Here is a 24,230-nt window from a genome sequence, read left to right as displayed (position 1 = left end):
TGGACCTGACAAGATTCGAACTTGTGACCTCCCGGTTATCAGCCGGACGCTCTAACCAACTGAGCTACAGGTCCATCATGGTGGAGGTTAGGGGGATCGAACCCCTGACCTCAGGCTTGCAAAGCCCGCGCTCTCCCAGCTGAGCTAAACCCCCACGGAGACAGTAATAAACACCCCAGCGGCGACTCGGCTCTCGCTGGGGTGTTTATTGCGAAAGAAAGTGGTGGACCTGACAAGATTCGAACTTGTGACCTCCCGGTTATCAGCCGGACGCTCTAACCAACTGAGCTACAGGTCCATCGCGCAAGGGATATATTAGACGAGTCGTTACGCGCGCGTCAACAACTTTTTTGAAAATCTTTGGGAGGGATGGTCGCTGGGCTGGCGAGATGGTTTTGGTTTGCTGCTCGGACAGTCCTGCGCAAGACGAAGGCCACATTAAGTGGCCTTCTTTGCGTGCGGAACTCGCGACAAACCAAAACCATCTCGCCAGCCCAGCGACCATGGGGTCCCAAGGTTTTCAAAAAAGCGGTCGGCGCGCAGTGCGCCGACCGCCGATATATGGGGTCTGATGATTTTTACCAGCTAGGGCCTCTTACTCGTCTAGGAGATCCTCTGGCATATCATTGCCGTCGCCCAGGTCGACTGGGGCCTCTTCGGTGTCGACTGCGGCCTCGGCGCCCTCGCCTTCGGGTTTTTCCTTGGCTGCCGTCATGCGGGCTACGGCGCAGATGCGGTCGTTGTCGTCGACGGTCATCATCTTGACGCCCTGGGTGGCGCGGCCAGTCTGGCTGATCTCGTCGGTCTTAACGCGAATGACCGTCGCGCCCTCCGTCACGATGAACAGCTCGTGCTGCGGGCCCACCGTCTTCATTGCCGCGAGGTTGCCCTTGCGCTCGGTCATTTGAATGGTGTAGACGCCCTGGCCGCCGCGATTCTGCTCCGGGTAGTCCGCGACCGGCGTGCGCTTGCCGTAGCCGCGCTCGGTGATGACGAACAGATCACCGTTGCCGTTAGTGACTTCCATGCCCAGAGCGCTCACGCCGTCCTTCATACCGATACCGCGAACGCCGCTGGTATCGCGGCCGGTGGCGCGCACCTGCTCCTCGGAGAACATGATCGCCTTGCCTGCGGTGGTGGCCAGGATAATCTTGTCGCCCTCGCGCACGCGGCGCACATTCAGCAGCGCGTCGTCGTCACGCAGGTTGATAGCGATCAGGCCGTCGCGACGGCTGCGGTCATATGCGCTCATCACGGTCTTCTTGACCATGCCGCTCTTTGTGGCAAACATCAGGTACTCGTCGGCCGGGAACTCGCGGCAGCTGATGACGCTCGCGATCTTCTCGCCCTCCTCGAAGGGCAGCAGGTTGACGATCGCGGTACCGCGCGCCTGGCGCGTACCCACCGGCAGCTCGTGCACCTTCAGACGATAGACCTTGCCCTTGCTCGAGAAGAACAGCACGTACTCGTGCGTGGACGCGATGAACATCTCATCGATAACGTCATCCTCTTTGAGGTTGACGCCCGACACGCCCTTGCCACCGCGCTTCTGGGCACGGTAGGCAGCCACCGGGATACGCTTAACGTAGCCGGTGTGGGTGATGGTCACGACCATATCCTCGTCGGCGATGAGGTCCTCGACATCCAGGTCCTTCTCAACCTGGCTGATCTCGGTGCGGCGCTTGTCGCCAAACTTCTTGGAGATCTCGCGCATCTCTTCCTTGATGACGCCCAGGATCTTCTCCTCGTGCGCCAGCAGGTCCTCGTAGTAGGCGATGGCGCGGCGCAGGCCGTCCAACTCTTCTTGGATCTTGTCGCGCTCCAGGCCGGTCAGGCGGCGCAGCTTCATCTCGAGGATGGCCGTGGTCTGCTCGGGCGTAAAGCCAAAGCGCTCGATCAGGCGGCTGCTGGCCTCGGAGTCGGTCTGCGAGGAGCGGATGATGCTAATGACCTCGTCGATATGGTCAAGGGCCATCAGGTAACCCTCGAGGATATGAGCGCGGGCCTGGGCTTTCTTAAGGTCGAAGCGGGTGCGGCGGGTGACGACGTCGACCTGGTGGTCGATGTAGTGCTGCAGCATCTCGCGCAGGCTCAGGCATTTGGGAACGCCGTTGACGAGTGCCAGGTTGTTGGCGCCAAAGGTCGTCTGCAGCGAGGTGTACTTATACAGGTTGTTGAGCACGACCTGCGGAATGACGCCCTTCTTGAGCTCGATGACCAGACGGATGCCCTTCTGGTTGGACTCATCGCGCATATCCGAGATGCCCTCGATGCGTTTGTCGTTGACGAGCTGGGCGATCTTCTCCTGCAGGGTGCCCTTGTTGACCATGTAGGGAATCTCGGTAAAGACCAGGCGGTTGCGGCCGGTCTTGGTGGACTCCACATGTGCCTTAGCACGCACGGTAATGGAGCCGCGGCCGGTCTCGTAGCTCTGCTTGATGCCGGCGCTGCCCATGATGATGGCGCCGGTGGGGAAGTCCGGACCTGGCATGATCTGCATGAGCTCGTCAACGGTGGCGTCGGGGTTGTCGATCAGGTAGCAGGTGGCCTCGATCGCCTCGGTGAGGTTATGCGGGGCGATGTTGGTGGCCATGCCGACGGCGATGCCCTGGCTGCCGTTGACCAGCAGGTTGGGGAAGCGCGCAGGCAGCGCCACGGGCTCGGCAAGCGATTCGTCGTAGTTGGGCTGCCAGTCGACGGTATCCTTCTGCAGGTCGCGCAGCAGTTCCATGGCGGGCTTTGCCAGGCGGCTCTCGGTGTAACGCATGGCCGCCGCGCCGTCGCCGTCGATGTTGCCGAAGTTGCCGTGACCGTCGATGAGCGGCGTGCGCATGGAGAACCACTGCGCCAGGCGGACCATGGCCTCATAGACCGCGAAATCGCCGTGCGGGTGGTACTTACCGATAACTTCGCCGACCGTCCAGGCCGACTTCTTGTGCGGTCGGTTGGGGTAGATGCCGCTCTCGTTCATCGCGTACAGGATGCGGCGGTGCACCGGCTTTAAGCCGTCGCGCACGTCCGGCAGGGCGCGCGCCGTGATAACCGACATCGAATACTCGATGAACGACTGCTTCATCTCGCGACCGAACTCCGAAATCTGGAGCTGGCCGCCGTTGATATCCTCGCCGGCCGAGGCGCCGCGATCGACTTCGCCAAAGCTCTCCTCGAGCTCGGCGTCGTCGTCTTCTTCCTCATCATCATCGGCATCGGGGTTATAGGCGTCCGGATCGCCGTCCTCGCCCTGCTCAGCACGGGCAAGCAGGCGCTTCAGATCATCGGGCATACCGGCATCGCCGGCCTCGTCCATACCCTCGTTATTGTTGATATCGTCTGCCACGTTACCTCCTCTTAAGCGTCAAGGAATCGTGCATCATGTGCATGCTTCTCGATGTACTCGCGGCGATAGCCGACCTCGGAACCCATCAGCTCGCGCACGGCGCGGTCCGCCACCACGGCGTCCTCGATCGACACACGCTGCAGGATGCGGGTCTTGGGGTCCATCGTCGTCGAGGCGAGCTGCTTGGGGTCCATCTCGCCCAGACCCTTGTAGCGCTGGACGGTATAGCCCTTGCGCTTTTTGGTAATCTTGCCGTCCTTGGCCTTGCCGTCCTCGTCGTTATCGTCGGGGTTCAGGCCCAGGCTCTGGATGGTGTCACGCAGGATCTCGTCTTCGGGCTGGCGGCCGTTGGGATACACGTAGTGGATCTTGTTGCGCACCTTAATGCCAAAGATGGGCGGGCAGGCAACATAGACGTAGCCGGCATCGATCAGCGGACGCATGTACTTGTAGAAGAACGTCAGCAGCAGGATGCGGATATGCGCACCGTCGACGTCTGCATCGGTCATGATGATGATCTTGTGGTAGCGCGCCTTGGTGATATCGAAGTCGCCGCCGTCGCCGGCACTCGTCGTGACGCCGCAGCCGATCGCGGTAATCAGCGACTGGATGGTGTCACTCGAGAACGCGCGATGGTCACCAACGCGCTCGACGTTCAAAATCTTGCCGCGCAGGGGCAGAATCGCCTGGATGTCTCGGCGACGGCCGTCCTTGGCCGAACCGCCTGCCGAGTCGCCCTCTACGATGAAGAGCTCGGTCAGCTCGGCATCGCGCACCGAGCAGTCGGCGAGCTTACCGGGCAGGGACGCCGTCTCGAGCAGGCTCTTGCGGCGGGTCGCCTCGCGCGCCTTGCGGGCGGCATTGCGCGCCTTGCAGGCCTGCTGCGCCTTCTTGACGATCTCGCGAGCGGGCTTAGGGTGCTCCTCGAGGTAATCGGCAAGGCCGTCGGTCACGATCTTGAGCGTCAGCGCGCGCATATAGGAGCTGCCGAGCTTGGCCTTGGTCTGGCCCTCAAACTGCGGATCGGGCAGCTTGACCGAGATAACGGCCGAAAGGCCCTCGCGCACATCGTCGCCGGTCAGATTGGCGTCTTTTTCCTTGAGCAGGTTCTGCTTGCGCGCATAGTCGTTGATCACGCGGGTGAGCGCGGTGCGGAAGCCCTCAAGGTGCATGCCGCCCTCGGGGGTGTAGATGTCGTTGGCAAACGACATGACGTTCTCGCCGTAGCCGCTATTCCACTGCAGGGAAACCTCAACCTCGCCCATCTTGGCCACAGGTGCGTCCGGGTCCGATTTGCCCTCGATGTAGATAGGCTCCTTAAAGGCCTCGGGGACGTCCTTGCCCTCGTTAAGGAACTTGACGAAGTCGATGATGCCGCCCTCGTAGCAAAACTCCTCCACGTGGGGAGTAGACTCGCGCTCGTCAGTCAGCACGATTTTGAGGTTCTTATTGAGGAACGCCGTCTCCTGCAGACGGTTGTGCAGCGTATCGAAATCGTAGATGCATGTCTCGAAGATCTCGTCGTCGGGCCAGAAGGTGACGGTGGTGCCCGTCGAATCCGAGGTGCCCACGACCTCCATCTTCTTAACGGTCTTGCCGCGCGAGAACTCCATCTCGTAGGTGTTGCCGTCGCGACGAACCTGAACGACCACGCGCTTGGACAGTGCGTTGACGACGGAGATGCCAACGCCGTGCAGGCCGCCCGAAACCTTATAGGCCGAGTTATCGAACTTACCGCCGGCGTGCAAGATCGTCATGACGACCTCGAGCGTCGGGATCTTTTTAACAGGGTGCTCGTCGACGGGGATGCCGCGCCCGTTGTCGACGACCGTGATGGAGTTGTCGGCGTGGACCGTCACCTGGATCTCGGTGCAGAAACCGGCCATGGCCTCGTCGACGGAGTTGTCAACGATCTCCCACACCAGGTGATGCAGACCGCTGGCGCTCGTCGAGCCGATATACATGCCCGGGCGCTTACGAACGGCCTCGAGACCTTCGAGAATCTTAATCTCGCCGCCATCGTAATCGTTTTCGTTTGCCACACGTCCTCCTTCAGTCAAGAAAATGTGTACAGCCTTACTAGTTTATCGTAAAAAAATACCCTCGGGAACGAGGGTATTTGGCTCTACAAGGCCACCAGATGCGATTTAAGGCTCTTTTTTGCTTTCTACGCCCTTGGCCCACTCGGCACTGGCTCTCATGGCATTCTCGAGGGCCTCGCGCAGTTTTTGGTCTTCGATGGGCGCCACTTGGCGCTCAATCTCGGTGCGCTCGGCCTCACTTAGGTCGGCGTGCGGGGCCGGCGGGCGCTCGGTCGTCGCCGGGCGCAGGCGCTGCTTGGCGGCGGGCGGCGTGTGACCCGGCGCGGTGGTTTTGAACACCAGGCCGTCCACATGCGCACCGGCGCGCTCCATGCGCGCGCGGATGATCTCGCGCAACAGCGTCATTTCCTGCGTCCACGAGGGCGAATCGAGATATACCAGCAGCTCATTGGACTCGGGCAGGTAGCGCAAGCCCGTCACATGCCGCCCCTCGCGCGTGCCCGAGCACACCGCGTTCCACGCGCGATAGACCGCGCGCGACTCCTCGGCAGCCTCCATCTGCGCGCGGCGCTCAGGTGTCGCGGCCGCCAGGATGCGCTGACGCTCTGCGTTCAAAAATCCACTGAAGGCAACCGTTTCGCTCTCGCGCTCGTAATTAGCACGTCTCACCCATGCTCACCACCTTGGCTCGATCAAGCAGGTCATCGGTAAAATACCCCAGGTTGGTCGTGGTTATGACCGTCTGGATATCATCGCCGATCAGCCGCAGAAAAGCACCGCGGCGTTCGCCGTCGAGTTCGCTCATCACGTCGTCCAAAAGCAGCAACGGGGCGGTGCCCAGGACATCGCGAGCCACGGCCACCTCCGCCACCTTCCAGGCCAGAACCAACGTTCGCTGCTGACCTTGGCTGGCAAATGAACGGGCGGAGCGACCCGCCACGGTAAACTCAATCTCATCGCGATGCGGTCCCACCAACGTCACGCCGCGGCGAATTTCCTCGTCGGCGTGCTCATCAAGGGCAGCCAGCATGCGCTCGTACGCCCAGCCCTTCAGCTCTTCGCGATCATCGACCTGGGGCAAATCCCCCAGCGTGGACGTATAGGTCACGTTGGCAGCCTCACCGGATGCCACTTGCCCGTAGGCAGTGTGCACATGGCCCGCCAGCCGGTCGAGCAGGGCCAACCGGTGCACAAGCAGGGCCGAGCCCGCGCGGGCAATCGAATCGTTCCACGCGCCGAGCATCTCGCGACAGCACCAGGTCTCCTTGAGCAGGGCGTTACGCTGGGTCACGCAGCGTCCATAGGTGCTCGCAAGATCGGCATAACGTGCGCTCAGCTGCATGCCAAAGTCATCGAGGGCGGCGCGGCGCACACTGGCGCCTCGCTTAACCATGTCCAGATGGTCGGGGCAAAACAGCACGCTCGGCAGAGCCCCGCGCACACCGGCGGCAGAGCACCTCTTGCCGTTGCGGCTAAACGAGCGCTTACCGTCCTCCACGCTCAATCCCATATCAAGCACGCGGCCGTCGCCCTCGAGCCTCAGCTCGACCTTGCACGAGCCCACGCCATCATGGACGAGCTCGGCTGCGGTCGGATGCCTAAACGAGGCGCCGCTCGTCAGCAGCTGCAGCGCCTCTATGAGATTGGTCTTTCCCGCCGCGTTGGGTCCCGCAAGTATCGTCACGCCCTCGTCCAGGGCAAGGCGATAACTATCGAAGCTGCGGTAGTGCGCGACGGAAAGATCGCGGGCGAACATGGTCATAGGGCGGTTGCTAGATGCGGACCGGCATAACCAGGTACAGGTAGTTGATCTTGTCGTAGGACTTGAAGATGCCCGCCTGCGAGTAGCTCTTGAGCTCCAGCGTGATCTCCTTCTCCTTGGACAGGGCATTGAGGCAGCCGAAGATGTAGTGGTAGTTGAAGGCGATGGTGCCCGACTCGCCCTCGGCCTCGACATCGATCGTCTCCTGCGCAAGGTCCTGGTCATTGGAAATGGAGGACAGGCCCATCTGCCCGTTCTCGACATCGATCTCGAACTTGACGGCGGGGTTGGCGCTCGCGATAACGGCCACGCGCTTGAGGGCGGCGTTAAAGGCGGCGACGTCAATCTTGACGCTCGTCACGCACGAATCGGGGATGAGCTGCTTGTAGTTGGGGTACACGCCCTCGATACGACGCGACACGTAGGTGGTGTTGCCGGCCTCAAAGACGACCTGGGTGTCGGTAGCCCCGATCATGATGGTCGCCTGGCTGGCCATGATGTTCAGTGCGTCGTTAAAGGCGTCAGCCGGAACGTTGAGCTCAAAGGAGCCCTCGAGGGTCGAGGTCTCGACCTGCGTATCGCACACGGCCAAGCGGAAGGAATCGGTCGCCACCAGGCGCACGGTGTTGTTCTCGACCTTCATGTGCACGCCGCCCAGGATGGGGCGAGCCTTGTCGGTCGAGGTGACGCGCCACACGCGGCCGACCATCTCGGACAAGATATCGGTCGGCAGCTCCACGGCACTCTCGATGGCATAGGCCGGAAACTCAGGGAAGTCATTGGCATCGAGCGTGTTCAGGCGGAACGAGCTCTTCTCGCAACTGATCAGCACCTGGCGCTCGGACAGCTCAAAGGTGACCGGGGCATCGGGGAGAGTCTTGGTGATATTGGAGAGCATCTTACAGGGGATAACCATCTCGCCCTCTTCTTCGACATGCGCCGCGATGCGATGACGGATCGAGATGGTGTAGTTAGAGGTCTGGAATTCCAAGATGCCGTCTTGCGCCTTGACGAGCACGCCCGACAGGATGGGAAGGGTGGATGCCGAAGCGACACCCTTCATAACGACGCCGATGGCTTGTGTAAGCGAGCTCTGGCTGACGGTGAACTTCATCTTTTAATACCTTTCTATAGATATAAATATCTTAATAATAGTAACAGCACTGACGAAACTGTTGATTACTCACAAAGACGCAGGTCAGACCCAGAAAGAGAATCGACAGCAACCTGTGTGCAACAGGGGTGGTTTTCCACGTTCAAAACCTGCGCAAAACTTTTCATCACCGCGGATTGGGTTTTAGACACCTTATGCCCGTGGTTTCGACAAGTTTTCAACAGGTGTCTCTATTTCCCTACGAGCGTAGTGTAATTTTATCGCGCAGCGACTTGAGGTCTTCGGTGACGGTGCGGTCTTCCTGGATCATCTTCTGGACCTTTTTGTAACTCGTGCTGACGGTCGAGTGGTTGCGGTTGCCAAATTCGGCGCCTACCGCCGTGGTCGTCATCTCGCACATTTCGATGGCCAGGTAGATAGCGATATGGCGTGCTTTGGCGATATTGGCGTTGCGACGCGGGCCGATGAGCTCCTCGTGCGTCACGCCGTACTGCTCTTCGATGACGGACTGAACCGTTTGCACGTTGATCTTTTTGGCCGATGTGTCGAAGTACTGGCTGGCGATGGCGTCGATATCGTCAAAGGTGAGCTCCCCGCCCTCGCGCTCGCGGTCGCCCGCCTCGCCGGCGCAGCGCTCGCAGAAGCTCTCGAGTTCGCGGATGTTGGTGCCCGACACCTCTGCCATGTGCTTAAAGTGCTCATCGGTCAGGTGCCCGCCGTCGCCCCCGTAGGCCGCCAACAGTGAGTCGTCGCCTGCCTCGGGAGCGGCGACGATGGTGTTCTCGTAATAGCGCTGCAAGATCTTGTATTTCATCTCGTAGCTGGGCTCTGCGACCAGGCAGAGCATGCCGGCGTTGAAGCGGCTGGTCAGGCGCTCGTCCATGCTCAGGTCCTTGGGGGCGCGGTCTGCCGCGATGACGACCTTCTTGTTGTTGCGGATGAACTCGTCCATGAGCTGGAAAAAGTAGTCCACGCTCGCGCGCTTGCCGATGATGTTTTGGATGTCATCGATGATGAGCACGTCCACGCCGTGGTACGCCTGCATGATGGGGGCGTTGCTCTTCTTTTGGCGGTCGAACTCGGTCATCAGGTCGTCCAGATATGCCTGGGAGTTGGCATACTTGACCTTGATCTCGGGCGACTTCTCGGCGAGCTCGTTTTTGATGGCAAGCAGCAGGTGCGTCTTGCCCAGGCCCGATTTGCCGTAGATAAACAGTGATGTGCATGTGCCGCGCTCGTCCGCGAGGGCGGCAAACTTGAGTGCCGAGCGATAGGCATGGCTGTTCTCGGGGCCGTAGACAAAGTTCTCAAAGGTAAATTTTGAGTTCGCGGCGAGCGGGGCTCCATCCGTATTCTGCTCGGCCGGCACGGTCGGTGCTGGCATGGGCGAAGCGGGGGTCGCAGCTTGCGTGGATTTAGTCGGCGCTCCGCCCTTCATCTGGTTCATCATGCGACGAAAATCGTCGGCCGAGAGCGTGTTCTTGATTGCAATGCCCGAATCCGCGCCCGCCGCTGCGTCGTGAGCGATGGGCATGTGCGTGACGGGTGCGTTCGTTGACGTCGCTACCGCGGTCGGCAACGGCGCCATGGTTTCACGGGAAACATCGCTGTGCTGGTGCTCGATTGTCGGCACGTCGCCTGCGGAGGCCGGCACCGCCGGGGAAGCAGCGGGAGCCGTGGCGGGCGCCGTCGCGGCAGCGGATTCCGTCGCGGCGCCTTGCGGTGCCACGATGTCGAGCGCAATCGGCGCAAAGGCGATTTCTTCTAGATAGGCCTCAATAGTCGGCTGATGCTTTTTGAGCTGCGCGATGGCAAAGCGCGAGGGGGCCTCGATCGTGAGCGTATCTTCGGTCAGGCTTATGGCGCGCGATTGCCCCAGCATGTTGATGAGGCGTGCATCTTGGCCGTCGCGCTGACAAAAGGCGATGGCATCCCCCAGGATGATGCTTGCTTCCTCGTCCACTGTCTCTCCCGTTCTTTAGCTCTGAGCTCGCACGCGAGCGGCGCCGAGTTCGGTCAGATGGTATTTCTGGCCATGCTTGATGACCAAGCCGGCCTGCGCCAAGTCATTGAGCGTGCGTGACCAAGTGGGGGCCGAGTTTCCAAACGCCCTCGCCAGATCGGTTGCACCGCACGCTTGATTTTGCGCCAGATAGCCCAGCGCGGCGTTGCCGCGGTCGCTTACGAACACGTCCGGTTGTGGCTGCGCATACTGATTTGCTGCATTAGGATACATCATTTGAGCTGCTGGTTGTTGAGAACTCTGCATCGGTGGCATTTGCTGTTGAAAACTTTGAGGCCACTGTTGGTAAGGCTGCGGAGGCATCTGCTGGGCCCAAGGGCTGTACTGCTGCTGCGGCATCTGCTGGTACGGCTGCTGATATCCCTGCTGGTACTGCTGCGGGAACTGCTGGCCATACCCCAGTGGCGGCATCTGCTGATATGGATATCCCTGTTGGTACGGCTGATAGCCCATTTGCTGGCCACCCGGTGCCCCCGTCGCCTGCTGCATTGCTGCTGCATCCTGATCCGCCAGCGGCACGGTCTCTGGCATGTTTGGCGGCATCGACATCGATGTCGCCTGGGGCTCTTGTGTAGGAAGCATTCCGGGATGCTGCATCTGCCCCACGGGGGGCTGCATCTGCTGCGTTGCCATGGGCTGCTGCGCAAAAGCTCCCGGCAGGGGATATGTGGGCTGCTCCGTCTCGGGCCGCACGGAAGCACCGCGTCCGCCGGCGCGCTCGATTTCCTGCACGCGTTTAGGGTCCAGGCTTACCGTAACCACGGTGCCGTTGCCCATGTTGTCCTCGATGGATACGGCACCGCCGGCGTTTTCCAAATACTCCTGCACCATGGGAAACCCTGCTCCGGTTCCACGGATATAGCGCTTCATCTTGCTGTTTGCGCTGGTAACGCCAAAGTCGAAAGCACGTTCCTTGTCGTCGATGCCGGGTCCTTGGTCAGCAAAGCGGATGGTGTCTCCGCCGTCCAGAATCGAGATGATGGGCTCGGCAAAGTGTGCGTGGATAAAGTTTTCGACAATCTCGCGGATGACCATGAGCGAGATATGGCCACCTTGTTCTTTCATGCACTGGTAGACGGTGTTGGTCGTCTCTTCCAAATACGTGCGGACATCTTGCGGATCAATGACGATCACCCGCGGTGTCGACAGCATGTCGTCATAGACGGCGATGCGCGCGGCGTACATGGCTTTTGGCGCCTGCGTGGTCGTCTGCTCGCCTTCCGCACGCTCTTCGCGCACGCCGGTGATGTGCTCGTTGTCGGGTGCCGGGTCTCCGGAATCGACCATGGTGTAAAAGTCGTCAGACATGCCGCTCGCAATCTTTCAAAAGGTTTCGAACAAATAGTAGCTCACCGTGCAACGTTTCTCATCTTTCGACAACTTTTCAAAACCTGTTGAAAACTTTGGAAAACGGGCGAAAAGTTCTCAACATTGCCAACATGACCTGTTGAAAACTCGATGAAATATCGTGAAAGGTTGCCATGAGGCGCAAATTTCGGTTGTGCTTATGGGGGAACCGTGTGAACTGCGCAACCTTTTACCTTTGATTTCTTGACATTTGAACATTGATTTCCCTACAATCTTCAAGCTCACGTGTCTATATCTGCGTCCGCGTCCCCGCGGACACTCGAAATGCAGCAGGAGGAACTTAAGATGAAGCGTACGTATCAGCCTAATAAGCGTAAGCGTGCCAAGACCCATGGCTTCCGTGCCCGTATGGCCACTAAGGGTGGTCGTGCCGTGCTCGCCCGTCGTCGCGCCAAGGGCCGCAAGCGTCTCACTGTCTAGCAGCGATACACACATCTCGCATGAAGACTATTAAGTCTCGGCAAGATTTCGAGCATGTGTTCAGTCAGGGGCGTCGTTTCAATCACCCTCTGATTCGAATGACCATATGTGAATCGGTTGGCGAAGGCGACTCCGGAAGGGTCGCCTTCGTTGGTGCTAAGCGACTCGGTTGTGCCGTCGTGCGCAACCGATCTAAGCGTGTGATGCGCGAGGCCGCCCGCAGCTGCGGATTTCCCGTTGCGGGTTATGACATCATCTTGTTTGCAACTCCCAAGACGAGGGTTTCCTCGCCGCAGGAGATGGACAAGGCGTTGCGTTCGCTTATGAAGCGCGCCGGCGTTGCCGGGGAGGAGCGATGAGCAATCACGTTTTGCGACGTGTTGCCATCGCTCCTATTCGCATATATCAACAGGTTATTTCGCCCTTATTGCCTGACGCCTGCATTTATTACCCAACGTGCTCGCAATACGCCATCCAGGCGATTGAGAAGCACGGTGTTTTGAGAGGCTGCTGGCTTGCCGTGAGGCGCATCGCTCGTTGCAATCCCCTGCACGTCGGCGGTTATGACCCTGTGCCCTAGCGGGCACTCGCTATCGGAGGAAAACTTACATGTGGGATTGGATCGTTAACATCCTTTTCGAGCTGCTCAAGCTCATCCAGACCTTTGCGGTCGACTGGGGCCTGTCCATCATCATCCTGGTGGTCATCATCCGTCTGCTGCTGACGCCGCTCATGCTCAAGTCGACCAAGTCGACGGCTCGCATGCAGGTGCTGCAGCCCAAGATGTTCGAGATCCAGGAGCGCTATGCCGACGATCCCCAGCGTCAGGCCGAGGAGATGCAGAAGTTCTACAGCGAGAACAAGTTCAACCCCATGGCTGGCTGTCTGCCGCTGCTGATTCAGATGCCTATCCTGTTCGCCCTGTTTACATTGCTGCGCAACCTGCCGCAGTACTTTAACGACGGCACGTTCTCGTTCTTCAACATCCTGCCCGACCTGACCACCACGCCGAGTGCTTCCTTTGCCGATGGCTTTATGGTTGCACTGCCTGCGCTGGTTTGCCTGATCCTGTTCGCCGTTCTGACCCTGATTCCGCAGCTCTATATGTCGCGCAACCAGACCGGCCAGCAGGCTCAGAGCATGCGTATGATGGCCGTTGTCATGACGGTCATGATGCTTTGGATGGGCTGGAGCCTTCCCGTTGGTGTTCTGCTGTACTACGACGTCTCGTCTGCTTGGCAGGTTATCCAGCAGATTTTTGTGACGCAGAAGGTCATCGACAAGGCGAAGGCCGATGAGGAGGAGCGTCTTAAGAACGCTCCGCTGCAGGTTGAGGTCACTCGTCGAGAGAAGAAGCCGCGCCCGCACAAGAAGAAGTAGTGGGATATCAATCTTATTTAGGTACCTAACTTTTGGAGTACGTTATGTCTGAAGAGATCATCGAGGATATGCTTGAGGAGGTTGCCCCGCAGGTCGCGGGCGATTATCCCGAGATTGCACAGCGCTACAAGGCTGGTGAAGAGCTGACCGATGAGGAGCTCGACACCATTGCCGATGTTGCTATTTCCATCCTGCGTTCCATCCTTTCGCACTTCGATGCCGCCAACTCTCCTATCGATGAGTATGAGGGCGACGAAGGTGAGCTGATTTTGGATGTAACGGCTCCCGACCTTGCTGTTCTCATTGGCCGTCATGGTCGCACCCTTGATGCCCTTCAGGTTATGTTCTCTTTGCTGGTGAGCCGCAAACTTGGCTTTAGGTATCCGGTTGTAGTGGACGTCGAGGGATACAAGAGCCGCCGTCAGGACAAGGTTTCCTCCATGGCTCAGTCTGCTGCCGAGCGTGCCATTCGCACTCATAAGAGTGTTTCGCTTCCGCCCATGAATGCCTACGAGCGTCGACTGGTTCACATTGCACTTCGTGGCAATGATGCCGTCGATACTCATTCTGAGGGTTCTGACCCTGATCGCCATGTGGTGATTGTTGCTCGATAATCTACTCGAGTTTATGCTAAGGGGACGTGGTTTCCACGTCCCCTTTTTTTGTCAAAAGTTCTCGATACGCTGATTTTTGTCAGAAAGGAGCTTTCGTTGTTAGTACTTACTGATCAGCAAGCTGACGAGATGTTGAGTCGTCTAGCTTTCTATTGCAAAGAGTATTCCTTGAGCGTAACTGATGTTGAGCTGAGGAAATGTATTCAGCATTTGGATTTGGTTCTAGAAACAAATAAGACAACCAATCTCACCCGTATTCTTAACGTAGAAGATGCTGCAGTACTTCATATCCTCGACTCACTTGTTTTGCTCCCCTATATCAACAAGGCTCCTGAGGGAGCTTTGCTCGATATGGGAACAGGTGCGGGCTTCCCTGGTATTCCATTAACCATAACCACGCATCGTAAAGCTACTTATATTGACTCTGTTGGCAAGAAGGTTGATGCGGTAAATTCCTTTGTCCATGCTCTTGGATTGAAACATGCCCATGCGGTTCATGATCGTCTTGAAGAATATGCTCGGAGCCATAAGAAGCAGTTCTCTGTTGTAACCGCCCGCGCACTGGCCCCTCTACCGATTCTTGTTGAATATGCGGCTCCGTATCTGAAGGATGGAGGTCTATTTGTTATAACCAAGGGCAATCCTTCGGATGAGGAGCTTGCTTCCGGCATGTCAGCAGCTAAGATTTGCGGCTTCACTTTGCTTCTGAATGACGCAATTGATTTGCCTGAAGGCTTGGGTCACAGGGAGTTCATTGTTCTTAAGAAGAGTCATCCAGCATCTGTCTCATTGCCTCGTGCAAATGGCGTGGCAAAGAAGAATCCGCTTGCCTAGATGTTTCACGTGAAACATAATGGATACTAACAACTTGCAGTGTTTCACGTGAAACATGGCGGTTGATATCGATTCGGAATGTTTCACGTGAAACATCCTCCGTTTGACAGCTTTAATACACACCAGGAGGGACCGTGGGATTTCGCGACGTTAAGCGTTCTAAGAGCGCAAAAGACACGCGTATCATTGCAATCATCAATCAAAAAGGCGGCGTCGGTAAGTCAACGACGGCCGTAAACCTTGCAGCAGCACTGGGTGAGCAGGGTCGTAAGACACTGATTGTCGATTTTGATCCGCAGGGAAACAGCACCAGTGGATTCGGAATTGAAAAAGAAGACCTTGATCACTGCATCTATGATGCATTGTTGAATGATGTGCCGGCAGAATCGCTTGTTCTTGATACAAATTGTAAAAAGGTATTCGTTATTCCGGCTACAATTCAACTTGCAGGCGCGGAAATTGAGCTCGTAAGCGCAATTGCTCGTGAAACCCGCCTCAAAGATTTGCTTGAGCCGATTCAGGACGAGTTTGACTTTATTTTCATTGACTGTCCTCCTTCGCTCGGCCTGCTTACTATCAACGCTTTGACCGCAGCAGACAGCGTTTTGATTCCGATCCAGTGCGAATATTACGCACTCGAGGGCGTTACGAAGCTGCTTGAGTCAATGAAGATGGTCAAATCACGGCTGAACAAGGGCTTAGACACCTATGGTGTGCTTATGACCATGTATGACTCGCGTACTTCACTATCGAATCAGGTTGTTGAGGAGGTTCAATCGTACTTTGGTGATAAGGCGTTTAAGACGCTAATCCCCCGTACGGTTAAAATCTCCGAAGCTCCGTCTTTTGGAGAACCGGTAATTACCTATGCACCTCAAAATAAGGGTGCAAAAGCATATATGAACCTTGCAAAAGAGGTGATCAAGCGTGCCTAGTGTAAAGAAACGTGGCGGATTGGGACGTGGACTCAATGCTTTGGTCTCAGAGGCCGAGTATGAGACCGGCGGTTCGGCTGCATCGGCTTCAAATGCCGCATCTGAAACAAAACTACCTATTGAGGATATCGTTCCCAACCCTAATCAGCCGCGAATTCACTTTAACGAAACTGAACTTCGCGAGTTGAGCGAGTCAATCCAAGAACATGGCGTTTTGCAGCCGCTTTTGGTTCGCAAACATGGAAACGGCTATGAGATCATCGCTGGTGAGCGTCGTTACCAGGCGTCAAAGCTTGCTGGCCTTGAAGAATTGCCAGTCATCATTAAAGAGGTAAATGATGAAGAGATGCTGGCTCTTGCTCTTATCGAAAACCTTCAGCGTTCTGATCTGAATCCCGTCGAAGAGGCTAAGGGCTATCGCCAACTCATTGATGCCAGCGGGATGACCCAGGAGGCATTGTCCAAGGCAGTAAGCAAGTCACGCTCTGCAATTACAAACTCGCTGCGTCTTCTCGATCTCCCCGAAGTAGTTCAGCAGATGATTTTTGAGGGTAAACTTACTGCTGGTCATGCACGTGCGATTCTTGCAGTTCCCTATGAGGACGCGCGTATTCGACTTGCAGAGAAAGTTGTTACAGAGGGCCTTTCCGTAAGAGCGACAGAAAATCTTGCTCCGTTGTTTTCTGCCGGAGAGACACCTAAGACGCCGAGGCCTGCAACGCCTCAGTCTTTTAAAAAGGCTGCCCGCGTGCTTCGTCAGGTTTTTAATACCAACGTGCGTGTGAAGAGCTCGCGTGGAAAGAATAAGATTGAGATTGAGTTTAAAGACGAGGAAGAGCTCTCTCGTATTCTTGGCGAAATGATTCAGTTTGATCAAGGAGGCCAAGATGAGGAATAAGATTTTAACAGCGATTGCATTGGTGACGACTGTCGCGGCTGGTGCCTTTGCTGGCTATAGGATCGCTACAGACGATGAACTTCGAGGTCGTTTGCTTCGTAGCGCGCAAGATATCGTCGATACTTCCAAAAAGAAAATGGATGTTATGACAGAAGATGTTGCCATGCGTACTGCTCAGGTAACGAAGAATCCCAAGATTAATCAAGGTTGGGTCAGCAACCAATGGGAAAATGTAGGCTATTAGGTACCTAACAATTACTCAGCATATTTTGAGGGGTCCTTGTCTGATTCATGAGACAAGGACCCCTTATTTTGGCCGTAAAAATGGGACAGGTAGCAGCTGATTCAAAATTAAGGTCAATAAATGAAACGACCCAGGTTGCATATTCTGTAACCGGGGTCGTTCGATGTTTCACATGAAACGTTTTGGGATGCGACTCCCCTATGCGTTCTTCTGAACTTTGAAGCGCTGCTTCAGCTGTCCGCAAGCGGCGTCAATATCGTTACCACGGGAGTTACGAATCGTGGTCTCGATGCCACGGGACTCAAGACGACGCTGAAGATCCTCAACCTTATGAATCGGCGACGGCTTGAGCGGGCTACCCTCGATGTCGTTAAGCTGAATGAGGTTAACGTGGCACAGCGTTCCCTCGCAGAAGTCGCAGAGCGCCTGCATTTCGGGATTCGTATCGTTGACGCCTTCGATCATGGCATACTCATAGGTCGGGCGGCGGCCGGTCTTCTCGGTGTAGAGCTGAAGCGCTTCGTGAAGGCGAAGCAGCGTGTACTTCTTAACACCGGGCATGAGCTTATTGCGCGTCGACTGGATGGCGGAATGCAGGGAAACGGCAAGCGTGAACTGCTCGGGGATGTCGGCAAATTTGCGAATACCGGGAATAACGCCGCTGGTAGAGACGGTGAGGTGACGAGCGCCGATACCGATGCCATCGGGGTCGTTGAGGATTCGCAGCGCCTTGAGAACCTCGTCGTAGTTGGCAAACGGCTCGCCCTGGCCCATGAAGACAACGCTCGTGGCGCGCTCGCCAAAGTCGTTGGATACATGAAGTACCTGGTCGACGATCTCTTGAGCGGTCAGAGAGCGCTTGAGGCCGTTGAGACCGGTAGCGCAAAAGGCACAGCCCATGCCACAGCCTGCCTGGGTGGAAACGCAGACGGAAAGCTTGTTACGACGGGGCATGCCGACGGTCTCGACGGAAACGCCGTCGTGGTACTCGAGCAGATACTTGCGAGAGCCATCTTTGGAAACCTGCTTGGTGAGTTCAGTCGGCGTGTCAAAGGCGAAAGCCTCTTTAAGCTGCTCGCGGAAAGCCTTGGGAAGGTTGGTCATATCGTCAAACGAACAAACGTTCTTCTCAAAGACCCATTCGATGAGCTGCTTCGCGCGGAAGGCGGGCTGGCCAAGCTCGGCCACGAGCTCGCGAATATCGTTTTGGCTCAAGTCGCGAATGTCCTGAGATTTAGTCCTGGGATTCATGGAAGCCTTTCGATTTTGGGGAAACGTAGAGGGTATCGCTACAATATGGTATCAGCTGCAGAAATTATAGAGGAGGAGTCTGCCCATGCCGGGTAAAAGCCTAGAGAACATGCACGTAGCGGTCTTGGCGGGCGGTCATTCCGCTGAGCGCGAGATCTCGCTCAATTCGGGAAAGAACGTCGTGGTTGCCTTGAAGGAGGCCGGCTACACTTCGGTGGAGCTGCTCGACACGGCTGCCGATGATTTTATGGTAACCATGGCGACCGGCGGCTTTGACGTGGCGTTTATCGCCATGCACGGTGCCGGCGGCGAGGATGGCGCCATGCAGGGCGCCATGGAGACCCTGGGTATCCCCTACACGGCCTCGGGCGTGCTTGCCAGCGCCTGCGGTGCCGACAAGGAGGTCTCTAAGCTCCTGTACGCCAAGGCGGGCATTCCCATTGCCCCCGGCCTCGCGCTCGAGGTGGGCGATGAAGTCGATATCGATCATATCGTCGAGGTTTGTGGCGAGCGCTGCTTTGTGAAGCCGGCCGTCAACGGTTCCAGCTATGGCATTTCCCTGGTCCATGAGCCCTCCGAGCTGCCCGCGGCAATCGCCAAGGCGTTTGCGTACGGCGACAAAGTGCTGGTCGAGAAGTGCATCGAGGGTACCGAGATCACCGTCGGTGTGTACGGCGAGGACGACGTGCGCGCTCTGCCGATTGTCGAGATTCGCAAACCCGAGGACTGCGAGTTCTACGATCTGGACGTGAAATATGTCGACCCTACGGACATCCATCGCATTCCGGCGCAGATTTCACCCGAGAATTACGCTCGCGCTCAGGAGCTTGCCTGTGCTGCTCACAAGGCCCTCGGTTGCCTGGGTATCTCGCGCAGCGACTTTATCGTGAGTGAGGACGGCCCCGTTATCCTCGAGACCAATACCATTCCCGGCATGACCGATACGTCGCTGTATCCGGACGAGATCCGCCACACCGACGACATGACGTTCCCGCAGGTCTGTGACAGCCTGATTCGTATGGGCCTTCGTCGAGCGGGCATTGCATGCTAATCGAGGACGCGGTTTCGTCAGGAACGCCGCAGTTTGTCATCGACTCCTATGCCACGCTTGCCGAACGCGCCAAAACGCAGTCCTTCGGCCTTATCGAGGAAGATGTGATTGTCCTCGATACCGAGACCACAGGTCTTTCGGTGCAGGACAATGAGCTGATCGAGATCTCGGCGGCCCGTCTTTCGGGCCGCGAGGTCGTCGACCGCTTCGATACCTTCGTGCATCCCAAGCAGCTGATTCCCGCCGAGATCACCGAGCTCACGAGCATTACAAATGCCGATGTGGCAGATGCCCCGTCGGCCGTTGAGGCCGTAGCCGCTCTCGCCGATTTTGTCGGTGGTTGCCCGGTAATCGCACATAACGCCACGTTCGACCGCTCGTTTATCGAGTCGGTCAAAGGCGGCGTCAACGTGAGCGATATCTGGATCGATTCGCTGGCGCTGTCGCGCATCGCGCTTCCGCGCCTGGCATCGCACAAGTTGTCTTTTATGGCCGATCTGTTTGGCTGTGACTCGGTATCACACCGTGCCAATGCCGACGTCGACGCCCTGTGTGGCGTATGGCGCGTGTTGCTCGTGGCGCTCACCGACTTGCCTCAGGGCCTCATGGCGCGCCTAGCCGACATGCATCCGGATGTGCCTTGGTCCTATCGTCCTATCTTCTCATTCTTGGCAGGGCAGAACCCTGGTTCTATCTTCTCTCTCAGCGCCGCTCGTGCTGACGTTCTCAAGGCCGATCGCGCCGACGATCGGGTGGACGCCGACGAACTGCCGGTCCTCAAGATGCCGAGTCGTGAGGAGATTGAGGCAGACTATGCGCCAGGTGGCCTGGTCAATCGCATGTATCCCACCTACGAGCCGCGTGATGAGCAGATCGCGATGGCGCTCGAGGTCCGCGATGCGCTGGTCACGGGCACTCATCGTGTAATTGAGGCGGGCACGGGCGTCGGCAAATCGATGGCCTATCTGGTGCCTTTTGCCGAGGCAGCGCGCCGTAACAACATCACGGTTGGTATTGCGACCAAATCGAATAATCTTGCCGACCAGCTCATGTACCATGAGCTGCCAAAACTTGCCGAGCAACTGGACGGTGGTCTGTCATTTTGCGCTCTCAAGGGGTATGACCACTATCCATGCCTGCGCAAGCTTGAGCGCATGAGCCGCGGCCAGGTCGAGATTACCACCAAGCGCGATCCGGCGGACACGCTCACGGCGGTCGCGGTCATTATGGCGTACGTCTGCCAATCAGCCGATGGCGACCTCGACTCGCTCGGCATTCGGTGGCGCAGCGTCAACCGCCCCGACTTTACGACGGCCTCGCGCGAGTGTGCTCGTCGCCTCTGCCCGTTTTTCCCTGATAAATGTTTGGTCCACGGCGCTCGCCGTCGTGCAGCGCATGCCGACGTGGTGGTCACCAACCATTCCCTGCTGTTCCGCAATGTCGCGGCCGAGGGCAGGATTTTACCTCCGATTCGTCATTGGGTAATCGACGAGGCCCATTCCATCGAGCGCGAGGCGCGCCGTCAGTGGGCGCGCGTGGTGTCGGCGGACGAATCACGCGTTCTGTTTGAGCGCCTGGGTGGCTCGAGCACCGGTGCGCTAAGCCAGGTCTCCCGTGATTTGGCAACCTCCGAGGGCTCTACGCTCTATCTGGGCCTTACTGCCAAGGCGACGTCGACGGTTGCGCGCGCGAGCATGGCAATCGCCGACGTGTTCGATGGCGTTCGCGAGCTCGGCCGCCGTGCCCGTGGGGGTTATGACAATGCCAATCTATGGATTGGCCCCGAGCTGCGCGAATCTGACGACTGGCATGATTTCTTACAGTCGGCCTACACTGCCATCGACGCATTGGAACAAGCTGACAGGAGCGTCGACGCGCTGGTGCAAGCCGTCGCCGCCGACAAGCCCGAGGTTGTTGTCGACCTGGGTGATATCTCGCGCCGCCTGCACGAGCTTGCCGAGAACCTCAAACTCATCATTGATGGCACCGATGAACACTACGTGTATTCGCTGCAGGTCAATCGCAGACTGCGCGCCGGCGGAGAGTCAATGACTGCAGAGCGCATCGACATTGGCGAGGCTTTGGCAACCGAGTGGCTGCCCGAGGTTCACACGGCTATCTTTGCCTCGGCGACCATGACGGTGTCCAAAAGCTTTGAACACTTTAACCACGCGGTCGGCCTCGATCGCATCGGCGCTTCAACATCCTCATCGTTGCACTTGGACTCGAGCTACGACTTCGATTCGAACATGGCTGTAGTCGTTGCGGGCGATATCCCCGATCCGCGCGATCGTGAGAGCTATCTTACGGCGCTCGAGCGCGTGCTGGTCGACGCCCATCTTGCCATGGGCGGATCGGTGCTCACACTGTTTACCAATCGGCGCGACATGGAAGACCTGTACGCCCGCGTTGAGCCCAAGATGGCCCGTGCGGGTCTGGAGCTCAACTGCCAGCAGCGCAACTCATCTCCTCGTCGCCTGCGCGACCGGTTTATCAACGAGCCGGCTTCGTCGCTTTTTGCTCTTAAGGCCTTCTGGGAGGGATTCGACGCCAGCGGCGAGACGTTGCGCTGCGTCATCATTCCCAAGCTGCCGTTCTCGAGCCCCACGGACCCGCTCTCGTGCGAGCGCAACCTGCGCGAAGACCGCGCTTGGGCGCGCTATTCGCTGCCCGAGGCGGTGCTCGAGGTCAAGCAGGCGGCCGGCCGCCTTATCCGCTCGTCGACCGATTGCGGCGTGCTGATTCTGGCCGACCCGCGCCTGGTGACGAAGGGCTACGGAAAGAAGTTCTTAACGTCGCTGCCCACGAGCTCCTACCAGCGCATCGAATCGGCGCAGATCGGGCACTATCTGCAACTGTGGCGTGCACGCCACGAGCGGCGGCGCTAAAGCGGACAGACGAGGGTTTTTGCCATATCGCACAGATGCTTTGACAGGGCGGGGTCATCCAAGATGCGGATGGCTCCGCCCGCTGCGATTACCTGGCTCAGTAGCCAACGCTCGGAGCCGTAATGCACGGTTACCATTACCATGTCTGCCCCGCTGCGCTCGATTAGGGTGATGCCGGCCCAGTCCAGATGTTCCGCCATATCGAATGGCATCAAGAGCTTTGCGCTACGCTGCGTCCGGGCAAGGGAATCGTGGAGGGATGCGACGTCCGGTGCGTGAGACACGACGGAGTCTTCCGTCAAGGTGAGTCCCTCGATTTTATCCATGCGATAGGTGCGCTGCTCATCGACTGCGATGTCCCAGGCAATCAGGTATGTTTGGTCGCCGTTTGCCGTAATGCGCAAGGGGTCGACCAGACGCTCGCGTGGCCGTGCATCGTCCATCGAACGATACGAGATGCGGCAGCGAACGCCGTCCTGAATGGCACAGCTCAGCTGCTGCCAGTGCGACCCGTGGTTGACGGTGTCAAAGACGCGCTGGTTATAGCCGAGCTCTTCGGGTAGAAGAGCATGTCGAATCCGAGCTGCCGCCTGGGGCTCGATCCCCAACGATTCAAGTTCATGGTTGAGCACGGCGCCCTCGGCGGCACTCAGACGCAGCGGTAGCACGCGCCCGGCGTCACCGGTGAGGACCACACGCTCGCCGCGGCATTCGCAGATGATGCGCGCGCCCGATTCTCGGTCCGCGAGCGTCGAGACGATCTCAAGAATCTCGTCGAGCGACACCCCCGTGATGTCAAAGCGACTGCAAATCTCGGTTCGTGTCATGCCGCTCTCGCCGACGGCGTAGAGGGCCTCCATGATGTCGATGGCGCGCGAGAGTCTCTGCTCGCTGGTGAGTTTACGCACGGGCATGCTCGTGCACCGTCCTTTCTATGAGGTGGTTCCACGCCTGCTTGAGCGATTTGGGGGCCATGGGCCTCATGCCGTCCATGGCGTGGGCCATGCAAAATGAGGCGGCGGCTTCAAGGTCACGCACGTCAACGGTCCAGGTCCATCCCGCATCGGTGTGTGCGAGCTCACCTCGCCCGCGCGTGAGGCCGTTGATCATATCGATCTGCGTCTGAGGGGCGAACGAGAACGTGGCTGCAACGGGCGGTCGGTCGACAAAATCGAATTCAAAGAACAGATAGTCGTTGAGATTGAAGTCTGCAGGGATGGCGTAGGCCTTCGAAGGACGCCAAGCGCGAACGATACGGTCGCAGCGGAATGTCCTGATGTCGTCGGTGGCATTGTCGAGGCCGCAGAAGTACGCCACGCCCTCGCGCTCGAACATGCCGTAGACGCAGACGGTACGTTCTTTCTGCTCGCCGCGTCCGTTCTGATATAAAAACCGCAGCGCGCATCGCTCGGCAAAGGCGCTCCATACCGCATCGACGGTGGGAGAGCGGCGGATCGGTGCTTCGTCCACCGCCGACATGCCGGTGAGGTAGGCAATTTTGGAGCGAATATCGGCAAGCGGCGCGGCAAAGGTGGAAGAGCCGGCCGCTAGCGTCTGGTCGATGGCGTTGAGTAGGATGTCGGCGTCGTCTGCGGTGATGAGGCCACCTGCTGCAAACGTGTGCTCGCGGTCGATTGTCCACGAGCTTTCCTCGGTCTCCTGCGCGCCGGTGGGGCGAACCTCCTTGATTAAGATGCCGCGTTCGAGCAGTTTGTCACGATCGCGTCGAAACTTGCGCTTATCCGAGTCGATATTGCCCGAGCCATATCCCAGGTCAGAATCCAAGACGATCTGCTCGGTCGTCAGCGGTTCGGGGGAGCTATTGAGCACAAAGAAAAGATTGAGGATGCGCTGAGCCGTTTTATCGAAACTGGGCTCCGAATTCCCCTTTTTAATTGTCTCGGTCGTGTCGCTTGCCGTCATAGAGTCCTCGCATGAGAAGGTGGTTTGCTGCCATGATTTTAGTCCGATATGGAGATTAGGCTATATCCTTGTCCGCTCGGGGCGTTAAGATGGCCCGAATTCGGTCGTTTGCGCTCGCTCGGGGTATACTTTCGACTATATACGGT

At 57.9% G+C, this 24,230-nt stretch carries 21 protein-coding genes and 3 tRNA genes; 11 read left to right on the top strand and 13 right to left on the bottom strand.

Features of this window, described 5'->3' with window-relative positions; all coding sequences use genetic code 11:
* The 10 genes from ABHR63_RS06205 to ABHR63_RS06160 all read right to left on the bottom strand — a co-directional run bounded on the left by ABHR63_RS06205 (position 1) and on the right by ABHR63_RS06160 (position 11,586).
* Positions 1-74 (bottom strand) — tRNA-Ile (locus tag ABHR63_RS06205).
* 4 nt (positions 75-78) lie between these two features.
* A tRNA-Ala gene (locus tag ABHR63_RS06200) sits at positions 79-154 on the bottom strand.
* Positions 155-221: 67 nt separating this feature from the next.
* Positions 222-298: transfer RNA gene (locus ABHR63_RS06195), tRNA-Ile, on the bottom strand.
* Positions 299-595: 297 nt separating this feature from the next.
* Positions 596-3,307 carry a DNA gyrase subunit A gene (gene gyrA / locus ABHR63_RS06190; RefSeq protein ID WP_346965145.1) on the bottom strand — a complete coding sequence of 904 codons (2,712 nt, stop codon included), beginning with the start codon at positions 3,305-3,307 and terminating at the stop codon, positions 596-598.
* Positions 3,308-3,348: 41 nt separating this feature from the next.
* Positions 3,349-5,379, bottom strand: a complete 2,031-nt coding sequence (gene gyrB / locus ABHR63_RS06185) for a DNA topoisomerase (ATP-hydrolyzing) subunit B (RefSeq protein WP_022094340.1) — start codon at positions 5,377-5,379, stop codon at positions 3,349-3,351.
* Positions 5,380-5,484: 105 nt separating this feature from the next.
* A complete protein-coding gene (locus ABHR63_RS06180) occupies positions 5,485-6,048 on the bottom strand; it encodes a DciA family protein (RefSeq protein ID WP_117746866.1) in 564 nt (187 codons plus the stop codon).
* The gene (recF, locus tag ABHR63_RS06175) at positions 6,035-7,141 is read right to left on the bottom strand and encodes a DNA replication/repair protein RecF (RefSeq protein ID WP_117746865.1); all 1,107 of its coding nucleotides are present in this window, start codon (positions 7,139-7,141) and stop codon (positions 6,035-6,037) included. The genes ABHR63_RS06180 and recF overlap by 14 nt, the downstream gene beginning before the upstream one ends.
* 10 nt (positions 7,142-7,151) lie before the next feature.
* Positions 7,152-8,255 carry a DNA polymerase III subunit beta gene (gene dnaN / locus ABHR63_RS06170; protein WP_006236186.1) on the bottom strand — a complete coding sequence of 368 codons (1,104 nt, stop codon included), beginning with the start codon at positions 8,253-8,255 and terminating at the stop codon, positions 7,152-7,154.
* Between the two features lie 238 nt (positions 8,256-8,493).
* Positions 8,494-10,218, bottom strand: a complete 1,725-nt coding sequence (locus ABHR63_RS06165) for a DnaA ATPase domain-containing protein (protein ID WP_117746864.1) — start codon at positions 10,216-10,218, stop codon at positions 8,494-8,496.
* Positions 10,219-10,233: 15 nt separating this feature from the next.
* Entirely contained in the window at positions 10,234-11,586 is a 1,353-nt protein-coding gene (locus tag ABHR63_RS06160) for an ATP-binding protein (protein WP_117746863.1), read from the bottom strand.
* Positions 11,587-11,931: 345 nt separating this feature from the next.
* On the opposite strand from ABHR63_RS06160, the gene rpmH reads away from it, so the two are divergent.
* From rpmH to ABHR63_RS06115, 9 genes are all read left to right on the top strand, one after another.
* Positions 11,932-12,066: a 50S ribosomal protein L34 gene (gene rpmH / locus ABHR63_RS06155; RefSeq protein ID WP_019127408.1), complete on the top strand. Its 135-nt coding sequence runs from the start codon at positions 11,932-11,934 to the stop codon at positions 12,064-12,066.
* 20 nt (positions 12,067-12,086) lie between these two features.
* Positions 12,087-12,425, top strand: a complete 339-nt coding sequence (rnpA, locus tag ABHR63_RS06150; RefSeq protein ID WP_006236191.1) for a ribonuclease P protein component — start codon at positions 12,087-12,089, stop codon at positions 12,423-12,425.
* Positions 12,422-12,646 carry a membrane protein insertion efficiency factor YidD gene (gene yidD, locus ABHR63_RS06145; RefSeq protein WP_082222962.1) on the top strand — a complete coding sequence of 75 codons (225 nt, stop codon included), beginning with the start codon at positions 12,422-12,424 and terminating at the stop codon, positions 12,644-12,646. Before rnpA ends, yidD begins: the two co-directional genes overlap by 4 nt.
* A gap of 29 nt (positions 12,647-12,675) precedes the next feature.
* A complete protein-coding gene (locus ABHR63_RS06140; RefSeq protein WP_346965142.1) occupies positions 12,676-13,446 on the top strand; it encodes a YidC/Oxa1 family membrane protein insertase in 771 nt (256 codons plus the stop codon).
* A 44-nt stretch (positions 13,447-13,490) separates the two neighbouring features.
* The gene (locus ABHR63_RS06135; protein WP_346965141.1) at positions 13,491-14,060 is read left to right on the top strand and encodes a Jag family protein; all 570 of its coding nucleotides are present in this window, start codon (positions 13,491-13,493) and stop codon (positions 14,058-14,060) included.
* Between the two features lie 168 nt (positions 14,061-14,228).
* Entirely contained in the window at positions 14,229-14,894 is a 666-nt protein-coding gene (rsmG, locus tag ABHR63_RS06130; RefSeq protein ID WP_225094052.1) for a 16S rRNA (guanine(527)-N(7))-methyltransferase RsmG, read from the top strand.
* A gap of 134 nt (positions 14,895-15,028) precedes the next feature.
* Entirely contained in the window at positions 15,029-15,829 is an 801-nt protein-coding gene (locus ABHR63_RS06125) for a ParA family protein (protein WP_022093800.1), read from the top strand.
* A complete protein-coding gene (locus ABHR63_RS06120) occupies positions 15,822-16,727 on the top strand; it encodes a ParB/RepB/Spo0J family partition protein (RefSeq protein ID WP_172676351.1) in 906 nt (301 codons plus the stop codon). The genes ABHR63_RS06125 and ABHR63_RS06120 overlap by 8 nt, the downstream gene beginning before the upstream one ends.
* Entirely contained in the window at positions 16,717-16,971 is a 255-nt protein-coding gene (locus ABHR63_RS06115; RefSeq protein ID WP_006236197.1) for a hypothetical protein, read from the top strand. The genes ABHR63_RS06120 and ABHR63_RS06115 overlap by 11 nt, the downstream gene beginning before the upstream one ends.
* Before the next feature lie 198 nt (positions 16,972-17,169).
* Here the strand turns inward: ABHR63_RS06115 and rlmN are convergent, their stop codons facing one another.
* The gene (gene rlmN / locus ABHR63_RS06110; RefSeq protein ID WP_055287295.1) at positions 17,170-18,222 is read right to left on the bottom strand and encodes a dual-specificity RNA methyltransferase RlmN; all 1,053 of its coding nucleotides are present in this window, start codon (positions 18,220-18,222) and stop codon (positions 17,170-17,172) included.
* An 85-nt stretch (positions 18,223-18,307) separates the two neighbouring features.
* Between rlmN and ABHR63_RS06105 the strand changes: the two genes are divergently transcribed.
* Both ABHR63_RS06105 and ABHR63_RS06100 read left to right on the top strand, forming a co-directional pair.
* Positions 18,308-19,273: a D-alanine--D-alanine ligase family protein gene (locus tag ABHR63_RS06105; RefSeq protein WP_117746860.1), complete on the top strand. Its 966-nt coding sequence runs from the start codon at positions 18,308-18,310 to the stop codon at positions 19,271-19,273.
* The gene (locus ABHR63_RS06100) at positions 19,267-22,161 is read left to right on the top strand and encodes a helicase C-terminal domain-containing protein (RefSeq protein WP_346965140.1); all 2,895 of its coding nucleotides are present in this window, start codon (positions 19,267-19,269) and stop codon (positions 22,159-22,161) included. Before ABHR63_RS06105 ends, ABHR63_RS06100 begins: the two co-directional genes overlap by 7 nt.
* On the opposite strand, the gene ABHR63_RS06095 is transcribed toward ABHR63_RS06100, so the two are convergent.
* Together ABHR63_RS06095 and ABHR63_RS06090 are read right to left on the bottom strand one after the other, a co-directional pair.
* Complete coding sequence (locus ABHR63_RS06095; RefSeq protein WP_346965139.1) at positions 22,158-23,075, bottom strand: helix-turn-helix transcriptional regulator; 918 nt, start codon at positions 23,073-23,075, stop codon at positions 22,158-22,160. The two genes, ABHR63_RS06100 and ABHR63_RS06095, sit on opposite strands and share 4 nt — an antisense overlap.
* Positions 23,062-24,084 carry a helix-turn-helix transcriptional regulator gene (locus tag ABHR63_RS06090; protein ID WP_346965138.1) on the bottom strand — a complete coding sequence of 341 codons (1,023 nt, stop codon included), beginning with the start codon at positions 24,082-24,084 and terminating at the stop codon, positions 23,062-23,064. Before ABHR63_RS06090 ends, ABHR63_RS06095 begins: the two co-directional genes overlap by 14 nt.
* Positions 24,085-24,230: the final 146 nt, after the last annotated feature.

The organism is Collinsella aerofaciens, from assembly GCF_039752775.1.
Lineage (GTDB): Bacteria > Actinomycetota > Coriobacteriia > Coriobacteriales > Coriobacteriaceae > Collinsella > Collinsella aerofaciens_R.
Note: the sequence above shows the minus strand (reverse complement) of the source record. Positions and strands in the feature narration are given on the sequence as shown.

Coding starts and splice junctions, on each gene's coding strand:
- ABHR63_RS06105 (WP_117746860.1), top strand. CDS start 18,308: ATGCCGGGTAAAAGCCTAGAGAACATGCACGTAGCGGTCTTGGCGGGC.
- ABHR63_RS06090 (WP_346965138.1), bottom strand. CDS start 24,084: ATGACGGCAAGCGACACGACCGAGACAATTAAAAAGGGGAATTCGGAG.
- rnpA (WP_006236191.1), top strand. CDS start 12,087: ATGAAGACTATTAAGTCTCGGCAAGATTTCGAGCATGTGTTCAGTCAG.
- ABHR63_RS06100 (WP_346965140.1), top strand. CDS start 19,267: ATGCTAATCGAGGACGCGGTTTCGTCAGGAACGCCGCAGTTTGTCATC.
- rlmN (WP_055287295.1), bottom strand. CDS start 18,222: ATGAATCCCAGGACTAAATCTCAGGACATTCGCGACTTGAGCCAAAAC.
- gyrA (WP_346965145.1), bottom strand. CDS start 3,307: ATGGACGAGGCCGGCGATGCCGGTATGCCCGATGATCTGAAGCGCCTG.
- rpmH (WP_019127408.1), top strand. CDS start 11,932: ATGAAGCGTACGTATCAGCCTAATAAGCGTAAGCGTGCCAAGACCCAT.
- ABHR63_RS06095 (WP_346965139.1), bottom strand. CDS start 23,075: ATGCCCGTGCGTAAACTCACCAGCGAGCAGAGACTCTCGCGCGCCATC.
- dnaN (WP_006236186.1), bottom strand. CDS start 8,255: ATGAAGTTCACCGTCAGCCAGAGCTCGCTTACACAAGCCATCGGCGTC.
- recF (WP_117746865.1), bottom strand. CDS start 7,141: ATGACCATGTTCGCCCGCGATCTTTCCGTCGCGCACTACCGCAGCTTC.
- ABHR63_RS06160 (WP_117746863.1), bottom strand. CDS start 11,586: ATGTCTGACGACTTTTACACCATGGTCGATTCCGGAGACCCGGCACCC.
- ABHR63_RS06135 (WP_346965141.1), top strand. CDS start 13,491: ATGTCTGAAGAGATCATCGAGGATATGCTTGAGGAGGTTGCCCCGCAG.
- ABHR63_RS06115 (WP_006236197.1), top strand. CDS start 16,717: ATGAGGAATAAGATTTTAACAGCGATTGCATTGGTGACGACTGTCGCG.
- ABHR63_RS06140 (WP_346965142.1), top strand. CDS start 12,676: ATGTGGGATTGGATCGTTAACATCCTTTTCGAGCTGCTCAAGCTCATC.
- yidD (WP_082222962.1), top strand. CDS start 12,422: ATGAGCAATCACGTTTTGCGACGTGTTGCCATCGCTCCTATTCGCATA.